This is a genomic window from Streptomyces sp. NBC_01241 (genome assembly GCF_041435435.1).
GTDB lineage: Bacteria > Actinomycetota > Actinomycetes > Streptomycetales > Streptomycetaceae > Streptomyces.
Genome location: NZ_CP108494.1, coordinates 841,110 through 858,032, shown reverse-complemented (window position 1 = coordinate 858,032; position 16,923 = coordinate 841,110). Strand labels below are relative to the sequence as shown.

18 protein-coding genes are annotated in these 16,923 nt (G+C 69.0%); 8 read left to right on the top strand and 10 right to left on the bottom strand.

Translation table 11 applies throughout. The features are described from left to right. Positions 1 to 18 precede the first annotated feature (18 nt). A complete protein-coding gene (locus tag OG306_RS03310) occupies positions 19 to 510 on the bottom strand; it encodes a hypothetical protein (RefSeq protein WP_371665106.1) in 492 nt (163 codons plus the stop codon). 165 nt (positions 511 to 675) lie between these two features. Between OG306_RS03310 and OG306_RS03305 the strand changes: the two genes are divergently transcribed. Beyond that, the gene (locus OG306_RS03305) at positions 676 to 876 is read left to right on the top strand and encodes a hypothetical protein (RefSeq protein ID WP_432762228.1); all 201 of its coding nucleotides are present in this window, start codon (positions 676 to 678) and stop codon (positions 874 to 876) included. 356 nt (positions 877 to 1,232) lie between these two features. On the opposite strand, the gene OG306_RS03300 is transcribed toward OG306_RS03305, so the two are convergent. Together OG306_RS03300 and OG306_RS03295 are read right to left on the bottom strand one after the other, a co-directional pair. Further along, on the bottom strand, positions 1,233 to 2,162 hold the full coding sequence (locus OG306_RS03300; protein WP_371665105.1) for a pyridoxamine 5'-phosphate oxidase family protein: 930 nt from the start codon (positions 2,160 to 2,162) through the stop codon (positions 1,233 to 1,235). A 476-nt stretch (positions 2,163 to 2,638) separates the two neighbouring features. Beyond that, entirely contained in the window at positions 2,639 to 3,319 is a 681-nt protein-coding gene (locus tag OG306_RS03295) for an HAD family hydrolase (RefSeq protein WP_266744542.1), read from the bottom strand. Positions 3,320 to 3,870: 551 nt separating this feature from the next. On the opposite strand from OG306_RS03295, the gene OG306_RS03290 reads away from it, so the two are divergent. Further along, entirely contained in the window at positions 3,871 to 4,545 is a 675-nt protein-coding gene (locus tag OG306_RS03290) for a ScbR family autoregulator-binding transcription factor (protein WP_371665104.1), read from the top strand. 422 nt (positions 4,546 to 4,967) lie between these two features. Here the strand turns inward: OG306_RS03290 and OG306_RS03285 are convergent, their stop codons facing one another. Beyond that, positions 4,968 to 5,474, bottom strand: a complete 507-nt coding sequence (locus tag OG306_RS03285) for a pyridoxamine 5'-phosphate oxidase family protein (protein ID WP_371665103.1) — start codon at positions 5,472 to 5,474, stop codon at positions 4,968 to 4,970. Between the two features lie 239 nt (positions 5,475 to 5,713). On the opposite strand from OG306_RS03285, the gene OG306_RS03280 reads away from it, so the two are divergent. Both OG306_RS03280 and OG306_RS03275 read left to right on the top strand, forming a co-directional pair. Continuing rightward, positions 5,714 to 6,193, top strand: a complete 480-nt coding sequence (locus OG306_RS03280; protein WP_266752059.1) for a hypothetical protein — start codon at positions 5,714 to 5,716, stop codon at positions 6,191 to 6,193. Further along, on the top strand, positions 6,190 to 6,864 hold the full coding sequence (locus OG306_RS03275; protein ID WP_266907407.1) for a vitamin K epoxide reductase family protein: 675 nt from the start codon (positions 6,190 to 6,192) through the stop codon (positions 6,862 to 6,864). Before OG306_RS03280 ends, OG306_RS03275 begins: the two co-directional genes overlap by 4 nt. Here the strand turns inward: OG306_RS03275 and OG306_RS03270 are convergent. Further along, on the bottom strand, positions 6,815 to 8,152 hold the full coding sequence (locus OG306_RS03270) for a globin domain-containing protein (RefSeq protein ID WP_266744538.1): 1,338 nt from the start codon (positions 8,150 to 8,152) through the stop codon (positions 6,815 to 6,817). The genes OG306_RS03275 and OG306_RS03270 overlap by 50 nt on opposite strands. A gap of 263 nt (positions 8,153 to 8,415) precedes the next feature. Here OG306_RS03270 and OG306_RS03265 point away from each other — a divergent pair, with 263 nt between their 5' ends. Next, positions 8,416 to 9,153 (top strand): response regulator, encoded by a 738-nt coding sequence (locus OG306_RS03265; protein WP_266752058.1) that lies wholly within the window; start codon positions 8,416 to 8,418, stop codon positions 9,151 to 9,153. A gap of 14 nt (positions 9,154 to 9,167) precedes the next feature. Here the strand turns inward: OG306_RS03265 and OG306_RS03260 are convergent, their stop codons facing one another. Next, a complete protein-coding gene (locus OG306_RS03260) occupies positions 9,168 to 10,862 on the bottom strand; it encodes a sensor histidine kinase (RefSeq protein ID WP_266744537.1) in 1,695 nt (564 codons plus the stop codon). Between the two features lie 669 nt (positions 10,863 to 11,531). Here OG306_RS03260 and ctaD point away from each other — a divergent pair. Then, positions 11,532 to 13,184, top strand: coding sequence for an aa3-type cytochrome oxidase subunit I (gene ctaD, locus OG306_RS03255; protein ID WP_266752057.1), 1,653 nt, complete (start codon positions 11,532 to 11,534; stop codon positions 13,182 to 13,184). Between the two features lie 53 nt (positions 13,185 to 13,237). Further along, positions 13,238 to 13,600, top strand: a complete 363-nt coding sequence (locus OG306_RS03250; protein ID WP_266744536.1) for a hypothetical protein — start codon at positions 13,238 to 13,240, stop codon at positions 13,598 to 13,600. A gap of 271 nt (positions 13,601 to 13,871) precedes the next feature. On the opposite strand, the gene OG306_RS03245 is transcribed toward OG306_RS03250, so the two are convergent. Together OG306_RS03245 and OG306_RS03240 are read right to left on the bottom strand one after the other, a co-directional pair. Continuing rightward, positions 13,872 to 14,084: a hypothetical protein gene (locus OG306_RS03245; protein ID WP_266744535.1), complete on the bottom strand. Its 213-nt coding sequence runs from the start codon at positions 14,082 to 14,084 to the stop codon at positions 13,872 to 13,874. A 43-nt stretch (positions 14,085 to 14,127) separates the two neighbouring features. Continuing rightward, positions 14,128 to 14,352, bottom strand: coding sequence for a hypothetical protein (locus OG306_RS03240; RefSeq protein WP_266744534.1), 225 nt, complete (start codon positions 14,350 to 14,352; stop codon positions 14,128 to 14,130). A gap of 171 nt (positions 14,353 to 14,523) precedes the next feature. Here OG306_RS03240 and OG306_RS03235 point away from each other — a divergent pair, with 171 nt between their 5' ends. Further along, the gene (locus tag OG306_RS03235) at positions 14,524 to 15,183 is read left to right on the top strand and encodes a dienelactone hydrolase family protein (RefSeq protein ID WP_266752056.1); all 660 of its coding nucleotides are present in this window, start codon (positions 14,524 to 14,526) and stop codon (positions 15,181 to 15,183) included. Here OG306_RS03235 and OG306_RS03230 read toward each other — a convergent pair. Together OG306_RS03230 and OG306_RS03225 are read right to left on the bottom strand one after the other, a co-directional pair. Beyond that, on the bottom strand, positions 15,141 to 15,920 hold the full coding sequence (locus OG306_RS03230) for a polysaccharide deacetylase family protein (protein ID WP_371665102.1): 780 nt from the start codon (positions 15,918 to 15,920) through the stop codon (positions 15,141 to 15,143). The two genes, OG306_RS03235 and OG306_RS03230, sit on opposite strands and share 43 nt — an antisense overlap. A gap of 41 nt (positions 15,921 to 15,961) precedes the next feature. Continuing rightward, positions 15,962 to 16,918, bottom strand: coding sequence for a DMT family transporter (locus OG306_RS03225; RefSeq protein ID WP_266744532.1), 957 nt, complete (start codon positions 16,916 to 16,918; stop codon positions 15,962 to 15,964). Between the last annotated feature and the right edge of the window lie 5 nt (positions 16,919 to 16,923).

Here is a 16,923-nt window from a genome sequence, read left to right as displayed (position 1 = left end):
CCATGGCTCTGGCCCGGGTCACTCCCGCGACCCATCCCGCTCCCACGGGGACCTCCCCCCGGAGAGTCCCCCTGCGGGCTCAGCGGAGGCGCCGAGTTGTGCGACGTCCGCCACCACGCTGTTGACGAGGAAAGCCATGCGTTGCTGCGCTCGGCGCTGCAGCAGGGCGGCTTCGCGCTCCGACTCCGCAAGACATTGCGCCGCCTCGCTCTTGGCCAGGCCGCTGGCCTGCGTGGCGCTCTCCGCCCGTACTTCACGGGCGCGGATCCGGGCCTGCCTCACGATCTTCTCGGCCTGGTCGGCGGTGGCCCGTCGGTTCTGTTCCACCTGTTGAGCGGCCTCCTCGCGGATCCGCTGTGCTTCGGTCTCGGCGTGCTCCAGGTGAGAGAGCACTGGGACCAGTTCGGCTGATAGGTCCGCCGAGCGGTCTGCGGGCACCCCCGTAGGCGCCGCCCGGCCCGGCGAGCCGACCGGACGGAACCGCATCAGGAAGTCCCTGAACGCCGCCACGAAAGCTCCTTAAGGTGTATCCCCATATCAGTGTCCACGGCGGCAACACCGCTGTCGCCCTGGACTGGGCCGCTCGGCCCGCACTGAAGTACCGCGGTCTCTTCGCAGCTCATCGGATGGCGCCCGACCGGTCAACGAGATCTGCACAACCCGGCCATTCAGCAGTTGTTCGCCACGGGGACGGCGCTGAAGAGCGTGGTACGGCTCGTGGATCAGCCACAGGCGAGCGAGCGGTTGCTGCGTGCGGTGGATGATCTGGCCGAGACCAGCAAGATCATTCGGTCCACCATCTTCGGCCTGCGTGCCCGTGACTCGGGCCGGGCCGGCCAGGAGCTGCGTGCTCGGACGGCGACCGTGGTCCCGTAGGCCGCACGGCCCCTGGGCTCACAGTCGCCCCTGCGGATGGGAGGGCTGGGCCCACGGGCCTGCACAGATCGTCCTCGAGTGCCCTTGAGACCGTCGGAACGGGTGTCGAGTCCGGCATACGGCATGACTCGGTCGCAATCAGCCGTACATGGAAGTCAAGGCGGCCCTGGAGACGGACAAGGCGCCACGGCCACGCGCCGTAGACCAGCGCTGTTGCACGCGTCGGTGAGCAGGTTCCTGGATCGTCGAAGCCTCTATACGTGAGTCGGCGGGCCCATGGGTCGCGATCGCTGTGCGGTCGGGGCTGGATCGTGGTCGTGGAATGCCCGCCGGGCCTCGTGGCTGTCCGCTGTCGGTTACTGATCAGCTGGACTGATGCGCCGCCCTGTGAGGCGCGTGGGACGGATCGATACCCATGTGTTGCGTTCGCCTCCTGCCCAGGGCGTGGTGTGGGCGTGATCGGCGAGCCGTCGCAGTGCGTCGGGTTCTGTAACGATCCGCGCAGGGCCTACGGCAAGGACGCTCCAGCCTTGGCTCATGGCCTCGTCCACGTTGTCGACCTCGAATGCGACATCTGTTCCCCCGGCTGTCGCGGGCACTGAGTCAGGCGCGGTCCGGAAAGCGATGGTGCCGTCGATGACCTCGTAGTTCACTGGAAAGACTGCCGGGCCATCGGGTGTTGACACCGCGATGCGTCCTACGCCGTGTGTGGAGAGCCGGGCGCGGCATTCGTCGGGGTCGAGGTCCTGCAGCCGGGGGTGCAGGAGTGCCTGGCCCTGGCCGGGGGGCAGGTCGATGCCGCCTCCGCGCAGGGCTGCGACGGTGGTGCCGAGCGCGTCGGCCAGGCTGATGAGGCTGGCCGGACTCGGGTCGGCCGGATGCTGTTCGAGGTATGCCAGGTACTCCGGTGCCATTCTGGCGCGGCGGGCTGTTTCCGCGCGGCTGAGCCCCTGCCGCTCGCGTTCCATGGCCACGCGTCGGCCGATGTCGCCGGGGTTGGGCGCGCCATCGTGCCGGGTCCTGGCGGACTCGGGCTCGGCACCGGCCTCGGCCTCGGCCATGTCCGGCCGGGATGGCTCACGGGATCTGTCGGGCTGGTGTTCAAGGTGGTGGATATGGGCGTCGGGCCCGGGGAACACGAGCGTCACCTGGTCGGTATCCGACCAGCGCACGTCGTAGGGAGGTGTTCCGTCCTCGTGGTGCAGTCCGACAATCTCGCCGTCGCGCCTGCCGGCACCGGTGGCCGGGCTTTCGACAACGAGCTGATCGCCGAGGTGAGCTCGCATGATCGCCACCAATTCCTCATCATGTTGCTGTACCCAACGTGCCACGCGTGGCGTGTCACCGCACGGGATGAGAAGCCGCGTTTTCGCGGGGCCGGGCGGGCTGGTACCGGGCCCACTGGTCCACCGACGAGCCTGGCCGGCTCATCTGCGCCAGCATGCCCTCGTGGCGCGGGCCGAGGGGCCGGTGGTTCTGGTGCGCGCCGAAACGAGTGAACGGGGGCCACAACCCGCTCCAGCGGGGGAAGGCGGGACGGTTCACCCTCGCCGAGGCGTACGCCCGCCATCCCGAACGCTTCGGCCGTCGCCCCAGACCACCCGAGATACCCCAGACGGCCTGGATCAACGACCCAGCCGAGCGCAGGGAACCCGCACCACAAACCTCATAGCCTCACGACCGTCTCACTGGGCTTGAAATCTACCGAAGTCGCCTGCGGCATCATCTGCTTGAGACGCCTGCGAACCTCATTCCGAAACGATCAGTCGGCGATCCAGGCGTTGGCCCAGGCCACCAGCTCCGGGTCGGCCAGGGTGCTGACCCATAAATCGGCCCGGTCCGCCCCCCGTCCGGCAGGGCGAGGGCCGACACCCAGAGCGCGTAGGCCGGCGGCTCGCGCCGAGTCGATACCGATGACGGAGTCCTCGACCGCCAGCGCGTCCTGCGGCCGCACGCCACAGAGATCTGCCGCGGAGGCGTAGACGTCGGGATGGGGCTTGGGCCGCAATCCGGCGCCCGCGACGACGATGTGGCCGAAGTGGCCCAGCAGTCCGGCTCGATCCAGGCTGGACTCCACCATGTCCAGCGGGCAGTTGCTGGCGACCGCGAGCGGCAGGTGGCGGGCGGCCAGACGGACCAGCGCCGCCGCGCCCGGCATGGTGACAGGGTCTGCGGCGACCAGCGCCGTGAAGTGTCGGAGAAGCGAATGGGTCATATCGTCGGTGAGGTCGGGCTTTCCGGTCTCTCTGGCCATGAGGCTCCCGCACTCGGTGTAATGCACTCCCTTGGCTCGCTCGGCGAATCCGGCCGGGGGCTTGAGACCGAACTCTCTGAAGACTCTGTTGCGTGCGTCCTGCCAGTGACGTTCGGTGTCCATCAGGGTTCCGTCGCAATCGAAGACGATGGCGGCCGGAGACCAGTCGAAGAAGCTATGAGCTGTCATTTCTCTGCCGTTCTCGGAGAGAGTGCAATTCCCGCTGTGTCGCCGAGTTCGGTGAGATGTCGGACTGCGGGAGAGATGCGCTCGACTGCTGGGACTTGGGATGCCGAGCGGTCTTTCCTGACCGCGCGCCGAGGCGATCGATTCGCCTCCGTGGGGCCCACCGCTGCAGGCGCCATCCGCCGCATGGGTCGAGCCTGAAAACATCGTGATCGCTACGTTAATTTTGTGGGAAGAGGGGCGCAATCACTACTTCGAGTGTTTGACGGCAGGCCGGTTGCAGGCTAGGCGCGCAGGGGCGGAGCGCGCCGGAGGCCGGTTGTGGAGTGCAGTGGGTTTGGTCAACTGGACCGCAAATCAGGTCAGTTGGGGTGCATCGTGTGCCAGTGGCCGTATGGAGCAGTCCCGTTCGCGGAGGCATCGGGATGTGGCCGCGATTTATCAATGTCACCCGTATGCACGCACAGTCGAAGATAATAAAAGTTGTGCGATTGGCGGCGAAGCGTCGCCAATGTGCGGGCGCACTACCTCCCTGCGTCCCTTATTTCGAATAAATGAACGAAGGTGGAACATACGTGCAAGACAGGGCGCGGGCAATCCGGAGATCCCTATTGGAAGCCGCAGCACATCTTTTTGTCGAACGGGGATATGTGGGCACCAGCATCAATGACATAAGCGGCCGCTCGGGGAAGACCAGTGGAGCCGTCTACTTTCACTACTCCAGCAAGGAGAAGCTCGCCCTCGCCGTCGTCCGCGAACAGTTCGCCGCATGGCCGCAATTGACCCCGTACTACACGGACCCGGGCGTCCCGCCGCTCGAGAAACTCGTCGCCCTGAGCTTCGAAGTCGCCAGAGTCCTGCGCGAGGACGTCGTAGCCCGCGCAGGCGCCCGTCTGTGGGCCGAGCGCCGCAGCATCGACGCGGCCGTGCCGGCACCGTTTGCCGCCTGGACCGGGGCCGTCACGCGGCTTCTGGCCGAGGCCCGGTCCAAGGGTGAACTCGCCGAGGGGATCGAGCCATCGGGTACTGCCACAACGCTCGTGTGCGCGCTGTACGGTCTGTACAACCTCACCGACGAGGTGGCGAGGGAGCAGGAACTCGGGTCCCGGCTGGACCAGTGGTGGCTCCTGATCCTGAACGTGCTGCAGGCGCGCCCCGACCCGGCCGTCCTGATCGCACGAGCGCGAGCCCGGTTTTCCGTGAACGGCCCGCCCGCCTGGGCCGGGTGACGGTCCGGAGTCGTTGGGCTTCGAGGAATGCTTCCGGAGCGCGAAGCAGGAGTGCGGTCCGGACCGGAAGGAAGGGGCTGCGGAGCCCGAGATGCACTGAGTGCCTCATGAAGGAGCCAAGGTTCTGGTCGTCGCGTGGAGAGAAGCACTCTTCGGATGAACAGGTGTAACGGGGGTCATTGCCGCGTGTCCGTGTCGAGGGCGGTGGTCGCCGTGCGATGTCGCGGCCAGGGGCCGCGCTGTTGGCCGAGACGGTCCGCAGTCCGGCCTGGACAGCGCGATATCAGCGGCACTGACGCCGTGGCAGGATCCTCCGCGATCCCGCGCTCGTCGGGGCCGGCCTCACTCCGGGCTGCGGCCGCCCGGGTGCACGGCTCCGCCCGCAGCACGCGTGGGCCGACATTCCGCATGCAAGTACTGGGTCAGACGGCCAGCCGGATTCCGGTGACCAGATGCGGACGGATGCGTACCGCACAGTTCATCACCGGGCCCGACCAGGGCCGCAGCAGCCGCTGGTAGCGCGTCAGCGCGTCCGGATCGGCGACCGGGCGGCAGTACCCCGTGACGACGACACTCCAGCCCAGATGGGTCAGCGGATCGATGTCATCGGCCTGGTAGGCGACCACGACTCCCCGATCGCCATGGTCGTGGGCCTGGGCGAACAGATCCGAGTCCTGATGGGTCAGGATGACGATCTGACCGTGGTCCAGCAGATGGTTCACCGGTCGGATGGCGGGCAGCGCGCGCTGAGTGAAGACGATCCGCCCGAGCGACGTCCTGCCGAGCAGGCTCAGTGCCTGGGTACCCGTCAACTCGACCGTGCGGCGCGGCCCGGTGGCCGCCGGACCCGAGAACGGTGCCGCCTCCGGTGGTGTGGTCACAGCCGTGCGCACCGACGGCTGGGGCGACTGATGGCATGAGTGGTTCATGGGGGCTGCCTCGTCTCCTGGTCTGCTCACCTGCCGCATGAGTACATCGTGTGGCCCGTCCCCACGCCAGGGTCGAACGGCCCCAGGGCCGAACGGCCCTATCGGCGTCCGACCTCCGATGGGTTCACTGCGGTGCGTCACATGCTGCGGACCGGTCAAGTAACCGCTCCTGGGCGGGCCGTGACGTGGCATGTGGGAGCGTTCGGACGGTGCGGGTGCGAGAGCAGGAGGGAAACGTGGTGATCGCAGTCGTCGGGCACAAAGACCTCGGCAAGAGAACCCTGGATCTGGTGGAAGACGAACTGAGAGCACGGCTGGACCGCTTGGCAGAGGGTGCGGCCGCCTTGGTGCGGGTCGGGGCGGGGCTGCCGCTGGTGTTCGGGCGGGCCGCCCGGGAGGCCGGGCGGAAGCTGACAGTGCTGCTGCCGGCCCAGGGCGCTGTTCCCGCCGTGCTGCCTGAGCGGGACCGGTCGGCCGCAGGCGAATTGCTGGTCCTGGCCGAACACGTACGGCTGGTGGCTCTCGATCCGGCCGACCGCAACGCGTGTGTCAGCGCTGATGAACGTCTGGTGGAGACGTGCCGGACCGTGCTCGCCGTGTGGGACGGATCGCCGTCGGACGGCCGGGACGCCACCGCACATCTGGTTGCCTTCGCGCGTGCGCGAGGAATCCGGGTGGAGGTCGTCTGGCCGGACGGTTGCGTAAGGGGGCGGACATGAAACCGGCCGAGCGTGGGGCGGGGAGGACCGCGGAAGAACCCGAGACCGACGACCGGTCCAGTGCGTCCGGGGCGGGCTACGGCCGGGAGAGCGCCGGGGCGAGGCAGGGGTTCGGGTGGCTGTTGGTGATCACCGCCGCGCTCGGGCTGCTCGGCTCCTTCGTCATCACGATCGACAAGTTCGAACTGCTCGCCGACCCCGGCTTCGTGCCCGCCTGCTCGCTGAGCCCCGTGGTGTCCTGCACGAATGTGATGCGCAGCGAGCAGGCGTCGGTGTTCGGCTTTCCCAATCCGCTCATCGGGCTTGTCGCCTTCGGGGTGGTGATGGGGACCGGCGCGGGCCTGCTTGCAGGCGCCCGCTATCGGCGCTGGTACTGGTTGGGGCTGAACCTCGGCGCGCTGTTCGGCGTCGGCTTCTGCATGTGGCTGATGACGCAGGCGTTGTACGACATAGGCGCCCTCTGCCTGTGGTGCGTGCTCGTGTGGGTGGCCACCATCTTCATGTTCTGCCACACCACGGTGCACAATCTGCGCCATGGTGTCCTGCCTGCCCCACGCGCCCTGGTCGCGGTGGTGCTGGAGTTCCCCCTCGTGGTGCCGGTGACCTGGTGCCTGGCCCTCGTCATGCTGATAGCAACCCGGTTCTGGTCGTACTGGCAGACGTTTCTGTGACCGCGTCGATGCCGGTGGTCTCGTGATGGATGTGTGCGACCGGTACTCCGGCGGCGACCAGCCGCGCGGTGAGGGCCTGCGCCGGCCCGGTCGTGGAGACCTCGGGGGCCAGGGCCAGAAAGGCGTGCTGCGGGGCGGCGGCTCCACGCCGTGGAGTCAGTGTTCCGTTCAGGGCCCGCAGCCCGGCGCCCGCGAAGCGGGCATCCGCTGTATCAGCCGCGATGACGGTCAGCCAGGGGCGTCCGCGCCGGAACGCCTCCAGATATGCCGCGTCGTACATCTCTTCGACCGCCGCCCTGTCCTGCGGCGCGGCGAGACCGAGCAGCAGCCGTACCCGGTGCGCACGGGACCGGTCGGCATCGATCCGCTGGAGCAGCGCCTTCATCGGGGCCCAGCCCGTACCGGAGGCGATCAGCAGAATGTCTGCGGACGGAATGAGATCGGGCAGCGCCAGCGCGCCGCGCGCGGCGCTGAGACGGACGGTGCCGCCCTCCCGTGTACCGTGCACCAGCGCATCGCTCACCCCGCCGGCGCCCCGGGCCCGTACATGGAACTCCAGCTCACCGTCCGGATGCGGCGCGCGAGCCAGATAGTAGGGACGCCATGCCTGTTCCAGCAGTGGCGACTCCATGGACGCGTACTGTCCGGCCTCGAAGGCGTAGGGCTGGTGGGGCCGTACCCGCAGCACCGCGAGATCGGGCGTGCGGAGTTCGTGCGAGGTCACTGTCGCCTCCCAGCTGGGCGGTTCGGCGATCGCCTCGTCCGCGCCCCTGACCATCGCCGAAACAGCCAGCCGCAACATCCGCAGCCAGGCGTCCCCCAGCGCGCTGGTCCACCGGGCGCCCGCGCGCACGCGCAGTGCCTCGATCAGCGCCGCCTCGAAGGCCTCGAAATGCGCGGGGCGCACACCGAGCTTGCGATGGTCGCGCCCCAACTGTTCGAAGACGCCGATCATCTCGTCCGTACGGTGCAGATTGCCGATCAGATAGCGGAAGATTCCTACGAGATGAACCTGTTGGAACGCCATCGACTCGGGGAACAATGACCGTAGATACGGATGCCGCTCGAACAGCAGCCGGTACAGTTCGGCGATCAGCTCCTCCAGCGGGCTCACCAGTGGCAGGAAGTCGCTGATCAGGCGCTGGTCGGCAGTTCCGTCGTACGCCTGCGGGGCCTTGGCGCTCCACGGTTCGGGGCGGCTGTCGGACGGGGTCAGGATGCGTCGTCGCAGCCGCATCGCGTCATGCCGTGCGAGCAGTGCGTGGTAGTCCTCGCTCGGGGTGTTCATGGGCCGATGGCTCCTCGGTGCAGCGCAGTGGGGTGGCCGGAAGGGGATGTCCGTGGTGCCCGGACGATCTTGGCGGCGTCAGTATGGCACCGCGTCCTGCCCGCTGACCGGCCCCCGGTGACAGGGCCTTTCGGCCCTGTTCAGACGCCGTTTGCCATGCCCTGGCACCCCGGCGGGAACAGGCCTGCGGACCGGCACATACTGGTTCCGGCCCTCTCCCCGAACCGATCGAGCATGATGTGAATGAGTTCGCGAACACCCCACTGAGCACCACCCCGCCGAGCACGCCCCCGTCGCAGTCCGCGACCCCCGTACGCGTCTTCATCCTGGACGACCACGAGGTGGTACGGCGCGGCGTACGCGACCTGCTGGAAGCCGAGGACGGCATCGAGGTCGTCGGCGAGGCGTCCGACGCCCGGGAGGCGCTGGCCCGCGTACCGGCCAGCAGGCCGCAGGTCGCCGTACTGGATGTCCGTCTCGGCGACGACCAGGGCGGTGACCACGCCGGTATCGAGGTATGCCGGGAGTTGCGTGCCCTGATGCCCGAACTCGCCTGCCTGATGCTGACGTCGTTCGATGATGACGAGGCGCTGTTCGACGCCATCATGGCGGGCGCTGCGGGGTACGTGCTGAAGCAGATCAACGGAGCCGATCTGATCGCCGCCGTACGCACGGTCGCGTCAGGCACCTCGATGCTCGATCCACGGACGACCGCCCGCGTGATGGCACGGCTGCGGGGCCCCCAGCGCACCCCTGCCGAGGCGTCGGAGGCATCGGAACTGGACGGACTCACGCCCAGGGAAAGGCAGATCCTGGATCTCATCGGCGAGGGCCTCACCAACCGAGAGATCGCGGAACGTCTCTTCCTGGCCGAGAAGACCGTCAAGAACCGTATCTCCTCGATCCTCGCAAAACTGGGCGTGGCCCGCCGTATCCAGGCCGCGATGCTCGTCGGCCGGATCAAGGACCGTCAGGGGTGGCCCCCGGCCCCGGGAAGCTGACGGGCGCTCAGGCGTCAGTCGTGGAGCGGCACGCGCCAGATGATCCGGGTGCCGCCGTCCGCCGGCCGTTCGATGGCCAGTGTGCCGCCGCACAGCTCCGCCCGCGTACGCATATTGGCCAGCCCTCCGAGGCGCCCGGCGGCCGGCTCGTCGGCATCGGACGCTGCCCCTGTCCCGGGCGCGGTCGTGACACCGTCCCGGATTCCGATGCCGTTGTCGGTGACGGTCAGGGTCACTGCGTCGTCGGCCGACAGCACGATGGCGATACGAGTGGCACGGGCATGGCGAGAGGCATTGGACACCGCCTCGGCGGCGACCGCCAGCACGTGTTCGGCCAGTTCGTCCGGCACCGTGGTGTCCACCGGCCCGTCGATCCGCACAGAGGGCCGGAAACCCAGGGCGTGTGCCGCCGTGCGAGCGGTCTCCGTCATCCGGTGCCGCAGCCCGCCACGGCCCGAACCGTCCGCCGTCCGCAGATCGAAGATGGTGGACCGGATGATCCGGATCGTGGTGTCCAGATCATCCACCGCCCGGCTGACCCGCTCGGCCGCGTCCGGCCGGTCCGCGATGGCACGCGTGGTGCTCTGGAGAGTCATCCCGGTCGCGAAGAGACGCTGGATCGCCAGATCGTGCAGATCGCGGGCGATCCGGTCCCGGTCGTGCATGACGGCGAGTTCCTCGGACTCGGCCCGCCTACGGGCCAGTTCCAGGGCGATGGCCGCCTGGTCGGCGAAGCCCGAGACGAGCGCTACCTCGGTGTCGTCGAACGGCGGGCGGTCCACCGGCCGCCCAAGGCGCAGCGCGCCCCTTGCCCCGGTGTCGACTCGCAAAGGCACCGTCACCACCGGCCCCAGACCGTCCTCGGCACCGTCGCCGAACGGGTGGGCCCGGGGATCGGTGCGGACATCGGCGCAGTGCACCGGTGTCCCGGTACGCGCGGCGAGTCCGGCCAGTGATCCCCGCGCGGGTACGGACAGTCCCGCCACGCTTTCGGAGTCCTTGCCGTGGGCGACGACAACGGTGAGACGTGCCTCGGCCCCGGACGTCTCCGAAACTCCGGAGAGGGACGCGGGGGGCGTCGGCAACAGAATCGCGGCCCGGTCGGCCCCCGCCACCTCCATCGCCCGCTCGGCGATCAGATGCAGCACCTCGTCGGTGTCCGTCCCCGAGAGCAGGGCGCGAGTGATCTCGCCCAGTGCCTCCAGACGCCGCTCCCGGCGACGGCTCTCGTCGTACATGCGGGCGTTGTCGATGGCGACCCCGGCCGCGATCGACAAGGTGGTCAGCACTGCCTCGTCGTCGGCGTCGAAACTCACTCCGCCCCGCTTTTCGGTGAGGTAGAGGTTGCCGAACACCTCGTCGCGAACCCGCACCGGCACCCCGAGGAAGGTGCGCATCGGGGGATGATGGGGCGGAAATCCGAAGCTGCGCGGATGGCGGCTCAGATCGGTGAGCCGCAGCGGTTCCGGGTGATGGATCAGCTCACCGAGGATTCCGCGCCCGCACGGCGTCTGGCCGATCACGGCGGCGAGCTCCTCCGATATGCCGACCGGCAGGAACTCCAGCAGCTTCTGCCCGTCGCCGACAATGCCGAGCGCTCCGTACTCCGCGTCGGTCAGCGTCACGGCGGCCTCCACGATCCCGCGGAGCACCTCGGGCAGTTCCAGGCCCCGCCCCAGACTCATCACGGCGTCCAGCAGACTGCGCATCCTGTCCGGCCGACTGGGCTGAGGCCAGATGGCCGGACCGGGGCAGGGGGCTCCGGGCGAGTCGGGGACAGGGGAGGCGGAGCCGGGAGAGGGAACTCCCAAGGGGGAGTCGGCCAAGGGGGAGTCGGCCGCGGTAGGTGCTGTCTCTGTCATCGGGGCGCCGCTCTCTGGGTCCGTGTGCCGTATGCCGGGAAAATGCTCACCGGATCACCGCACGGCTGGGACCGGTCCACGGACGGTCAGCCTACGGCAGCCACGGGGCCGAAGTGCCCGGCGGTGCACTGTCGCCCCCGGAACCGGCTCGGGTGAGGCCGGTCGGCCGCCTGACGGGTCGGCAGTAGGGCCGGACGGCCCCGTGGAAGGTACCTGTCGGTCCCTGGAGGGCTTCGACGCTCACGGCCAGCATGGTGCGGCCGGGAAGGTCCGGTCCGTCCCCTCGCGATCCGCCGGACCTTTCCGACCGCTCCCCTCTGCCCCGTGCGACCGGGGAGCGCTCGAAGAACCGCAAGAGCTGGAGGACACGGTCCGGTGGACGCAATGGAATCTCAGGGCAATCAGGCCGCCCCCTCACAGGGGCCGGTGCCCCCCGGACCCGGAGCCGCCATCGTCGACGCGCACTCCACCAGGAACGGTCGCCGGGCCACCCGGGCCGACGCGAAAGAGCCGGCGATGCGACCCGGCACCGATCTGCCGGGCCGTTCGTCTCGCGGGCGGATCGTCGTCTCGTGGCTCACGACGACCGACCACAAGCAGATAGGCACGCTCTATCTCGTCACCGCGTTCGTCTTCTTCCTGATCGGCGGCGCGATGGCACTCGTGATGCGTGCCGAACTCGCCCGTCCCGGGACGCAGATCATTTCCAACGAGCAGTTCAACCAGGCATTCACCATGCATGGGTCGGTGATGCTGCTCCTGTTCGCGATGCCGCTGTTCACAGGATTCGCCAATTGGCTCATGCCGCTTCAGATCGGCGCACCTGATGTGGCGTTTCCGCGACTGAACATGCTGGCGTACTGGTTGTTCCTCTTCGGTTCACTGATTGCCGCCGCGGGGTTCCTCACTCCGCAGGGCGCCGCGGACTTCGGATGGTTCGCCTATGCCCCGTTGTCCGACGCCACGCATTCGCCGGGCATCGGCGCCGACATGTGGATCATGGGCGTGGCACTTTCCGGCTTCGGTTCCATCCTCGGAGCGGTGAATTTCATCACCACCATCATCTGCATGCGTGCCCCAGGAATGACCATGTTCCGGATGTCGATCTTCACCTGGAACGTACTGCTGACCGCCGTACTCATCCTCATGGTCTTCCCGGTCCTGGCCGCGGCACTCTTCGCGCTGGAGATGGACCGGAAGTTCGGCTCACACATCTTCGATCCCGCCAACGGAGGCGCGCTTCTGTGGCAGCACCTCTTCTGGTTCTTCGGCCACCCAGAGGTCTATGTACTGGCTCTGCCGTTCTTCGGTATCGTTTCCGAGATCATTCCGGTCTTCTCCCGGAAGCCGATGTTCGGCTATATCGGTCTCGTCGCCGCGACGATCGCCATCGCCGGCCTGTCCGTCACCGTCTGGGCCCATCACATGTATGTGACCGGTGGCGTACTGCTGCCCTTCTTCGCCTTCATGACCTTCCTGATCGCCGTACCGACCGGAGTGAAGTTCTTCAACTGGATCGGCACGATGTGGAAAGGGTCGCTGTCCTTCGAGACACCGATGCTGTGGACCACTGGATTTCTGATCACATTCGTCTTCGGCGGACTGACCGGAGTCATCCTGGCCTCACCGCCACTGGACTTCCATGTCTCCGACTCGTACTTCGTTGTCGCCCACTTCCACTACACGCTCTTCGGTACGGTCGTGTACGCGATGTTCGCCGGGTTCCATTTCTGGTGGCCGAAGTTCACCGGCAAAATGCTCGACGAGCGCCTGGGCAAGATCACGTTCTGGGTGCTGACGGTCGGCTTCCACCTCACGTTCCTCGTGCAGCACTGGCTCGGAGCCGAGGGAATGCCGCGCAGGTACGCGGACTATCTTGCCGCTGACGGTTTCACCGCTCTCAACACCCTCTCCACCATCGGCTCATTCCTCCTCGGACTGTCGTTCCTGCCCTTCTTCTACAACGTCTGGAAGACCAGCCAGTACGGCAGGAAGATCACCGTCGACGACCCCTGGGGTTATGGCCGCTCCCTGGAATGGGCCACGTCCTGCCCTCCGCCCCGGCACAACTTCGCTTCCCTGCCCCGAATCCGCAGCGAGTCCCCGGCCTTCGATCTGCACCATCCGGAGATCGCCGCACTTGAACTCGAACCCGCAGTGCCGCACTGATCCTTCCCTCTCTCCCCCCTCCCGCAATCCCGCTCTCAGGAGAGTGCTCCCCGATGTCCCACGGTGTTCTGGCGGTCGGTGTCGTCGTGCTCTTCGCATCCGGCAACGTCTGGTACCTGCCCGCCTATATCGATCTGCGGGCCGGCCAGGACCGGCCGCGCTCCCGGCGACTGGCCGCGGCCGCTGTGCTGACCGGCTGGGTGTCGGCGGCCCTCACAATGTTTCTGCTGCTCATACCGGTCGATCCGAGCATGGCCGCGTTGCTGGCGGTCGCGGGCACCACCGCCGTGGTGTCCCTGACCGTCCAGGCGTGGCTGCGACGGAGCGAGGAGCAGCGTGAGGAGGAAGCTCGCTGGTCCGTGCTCTTTCCGGCACGGACCGCCGACCCGGTCGGGACCACCGAGGACGAGCAATGAGCCGCTCCTTGTGCACCGGAACGCCTCATCGGCTTCGGCGAACCGTCGCGTGGCACGGCAGCGAACCGCCGGCGGTGGACCCGGCTCGCTTCCGTTGCCAGGTGGAGCCCTTCGGGCCGGGTAACGCGTAGGTGCTCGAAGAGGCGATCATCCGGTCGCTGCCCGCGCCTCGCTGCCCGCGCCTCGCGGCGCGCACCGTGATGTCCCCGCCGCTTCGACGGAGGCGGGTCCCGGCGCGGCGGGACGAGCACGCACACGTTCGTCCCGCCGGTCATTTTGCTTCGTAGCAGTGGGCCCGGCCCTCGCGCCATTCGATCCAGGCCGGGTCGTCGAGGAGGTGCTCGGCGTCGTAGACCCCGGCCCGCCGCAGGAAACCGATCAGGTCGCGGTCACTGTGTGCGAGGCCGGCGAGACCACCGTTGATGGTGACCGCCCGGCCGCCCGTGCCCGGTGCCGGGCGGTGCACGACGATCGGAGCACCCATGTCCCCAGGGTGCGCCCGCGCGGGCACCGACGCTCGCGGTGGGTCAGGCGCTCTCGTAGCGATGCGCTGCGGTGCCCTGCCACTGGACCACGGCGGGGTTGTTGAGGATCAGCTCCGGGTTCGCCAGCCCGGCGTCGGCGAGGAACACGACGAGGTCCTGATCGCTGTGTGCCATGCCGAGCTTCTCGTCGCGGCTGTTGATGTGCACGGTCACGAGCCGGCCGCCGGACGGCGTCGGTGCGTGGATGGTGATCGGTGGTGTCGCCATGACTCCAGGGTGGCCTGCGGCGACGGCTCGCGCGACCGTGGGAACACGGACCCGGACGCGTGGGGGAGCGTACATGCGACGTCGCACCGTGCACGCCGGTGATCCCGCTCCGTGCGCGCGGCCGCACCTCGGCGCACCTCGGCGCACCTCGGGAAGGAGACGATGACAGTGATGAGATCCGAAGCGGTTTCCCTACCTGTCGACGGATCGGCGATCGTCGGCGACCTGGTGATTCCCGAGCAGGCCGCGGGCGTGGTGCTCTTCGCCCACGGCAGCGGCAGCTCGCGCCACAGCCCGCGCAACAGGGCCGTGGCCGCGTCCCTGCGGGAGGCGGGGCTGGGCACGCTGCTGCTGGACCTGCTGACCGAGCAGGAGGAGCGATTGGACGCCGTGTCGGGGCAGTACCGCTTCGACATCGGCCTGCTCGGGCGACGCCTGGTGTCCGCGGTCGACTGGCTCGGCGACCGGCCGTCCACGGCGGAGCTGCCTCTGGGGCTCTTCGGCGCGAGCACCGGGGCCGCCGCGGCCCTCGTGGCGGCGGCCGAGCGGCCCGGCCGTGTCCGGTCCGTCGTGTCCCGTGGCGGCCGCCCCGACCTGGCTGCTGAGGCGCTGAGCCGGGTGCGGTCCCCTGTGCTGCTGATCGTGGGCGGCGACGACGGGCACGTACTGATGCTGAACCGGGAGGCGGCCGAGCAACTGCGTGTGCCGCACCGGCTCCACGTGATTCCCGGTGCCACACATTTGTTCGAGGAACCAGGTGCCCTGGAAGACGTCGCGGATGCCGCGCGTCAGTGGTTCCTGCGTCCGGGACAGGAAGAAGAGCGGCCGTGAGGTCCCTCCGTCGGAACCGGCGCGCTCAACCCCGTCCGCCGTGCCGGCGCAAGGCCGTGGTCGGCGAGCGGGCCGACGGTCAGCCCGGCCGTCCGCAAGCCGTTGATCAGTTCCGGCAGCGTCGTGAGTACCGGCTGCCACTGGCACGACGCCGACTGATCGGCATCGTGCAGGAGGACCGTCCCGCCGCCGCGCAGCCCGCCGCGCACGGTCGCCAGAACCCCCTCGGACGTCGCGTCCTTCGCCCATTCCCGCCCCCAGGCCGACCACAGCACCGGTCGCAGCCCGCAGGCCAGTGCGGCGGTCCACCGGCCGCCGGTCAGGACTCCGTACGGCGGCCGGTACCACAACGGCCGGACGCCCGAGACCCTTCGCACCGCTTCGGCGGCACGGGAGACCTCGCGCAGGTCCCGGCCGGGGGCGGGAAGCCATGGGCGGCTGTGTGTCCAGCCGTGAACGGCGAGTTCATGGCCGCGGCGGACGATGTCACGGCCGAGTTCCGGATGGCGCAGCAGACTTTCCCCGAGCACGAAGAAGGTGGCGCGGGCGGACAGCCGGTCCAGTGCGTCGAGGAAGAGCGGGGTGGAGCGGGGGTCCGGGCCGTCATCGAAGGTCAGGGCGACATGCCTGGGGTGGCCGAGTCCGGCCAGGGCGGGAAAGCACGTCCGGCGCAGCCCCGGCAGCCATGTGCCGGCCGGGGCGACATGAGCGGTCAGCACGAGGGCCGACACGGTCAATGGGGCACGGAGCGCGAGGAGGATCCTGCTGTGCCGGGGGCTCAACGGGCTTCTGTCCCTTCGTCGTCGGCGGCCGTCGCCAGTCGGTCGGCGCCGCCGTGCCGCCGGGTCGTTCTCGTGGCATCCCAGTGACCCGCGACCGCCGGGGAGAGCGACAGGCCCACCGTGCCGGCAGCCACCAGGCACGCACCCAGCGTGGCCGGCAGCAGATGATCACCCAGCGCGATCCGCTCGCCGAACAGGGCCTTCCCCAGCACCACACTCACCAGCGCGTCCCCGAGCGTGAGCGCCGGCTGGGAAGCGGCCAGGGTCCCGGCACGCAAAGCGCTCTGCAACAGCAGCAGACTCAGCAGACCGGCGCAGCCCAGCGCGTACACGTACCCCGTCGTGAAGACCACGGCCGCTCCCTCCGGGACCCGGCCGGTGACCTCCTTGATCAGAGCGGCCGTGCAGGCGAAGGAGACGGCCGTGGCACAGCCCAGCACCGCGGCGCCGGCGGCGCCGGTGAGCGTACGGGCCACCAGGAGCAGCGCGAGCACTGCGGTGGCGGCGAGGATTCCGACAGGCAGCCAGGCACCGGCCATTCCGGTTCCCTCCCCGGCCGACGGGCCGACGGCGGCCAGGAAGAGCGCCAGACCTGCGGCGAGCATCAGGAAGGACAGCCAGGTGCGGCCGCCCGGACGGTGATGGAAGACCACGGTGCCGAGCAGCAGGGTGAAGAGGAGTTCGCTCGCCATCAGCGGCTGCACCACAGACAGGCTGCCGACCGCCAGCGCCCCCGCCTGCAGGAGCGCGGACAGCCCGAGCACCGTCACACCGGCCAGCCAGAAGCGCCGGCGCACCAGCCGCGCCAGAGCGCGCATCCCCTGCCGCACCGCCGGCCCGCCGCCCACCGCCTCGGACTCCGCCTGCTCCATGGCGGCGCGCCGCTGCAGCACGGATGCCGCGCCATTGGCGAGGGCCGCCCACAGCGCCAGAACCACGGCGAGGACGTTCATGTCGC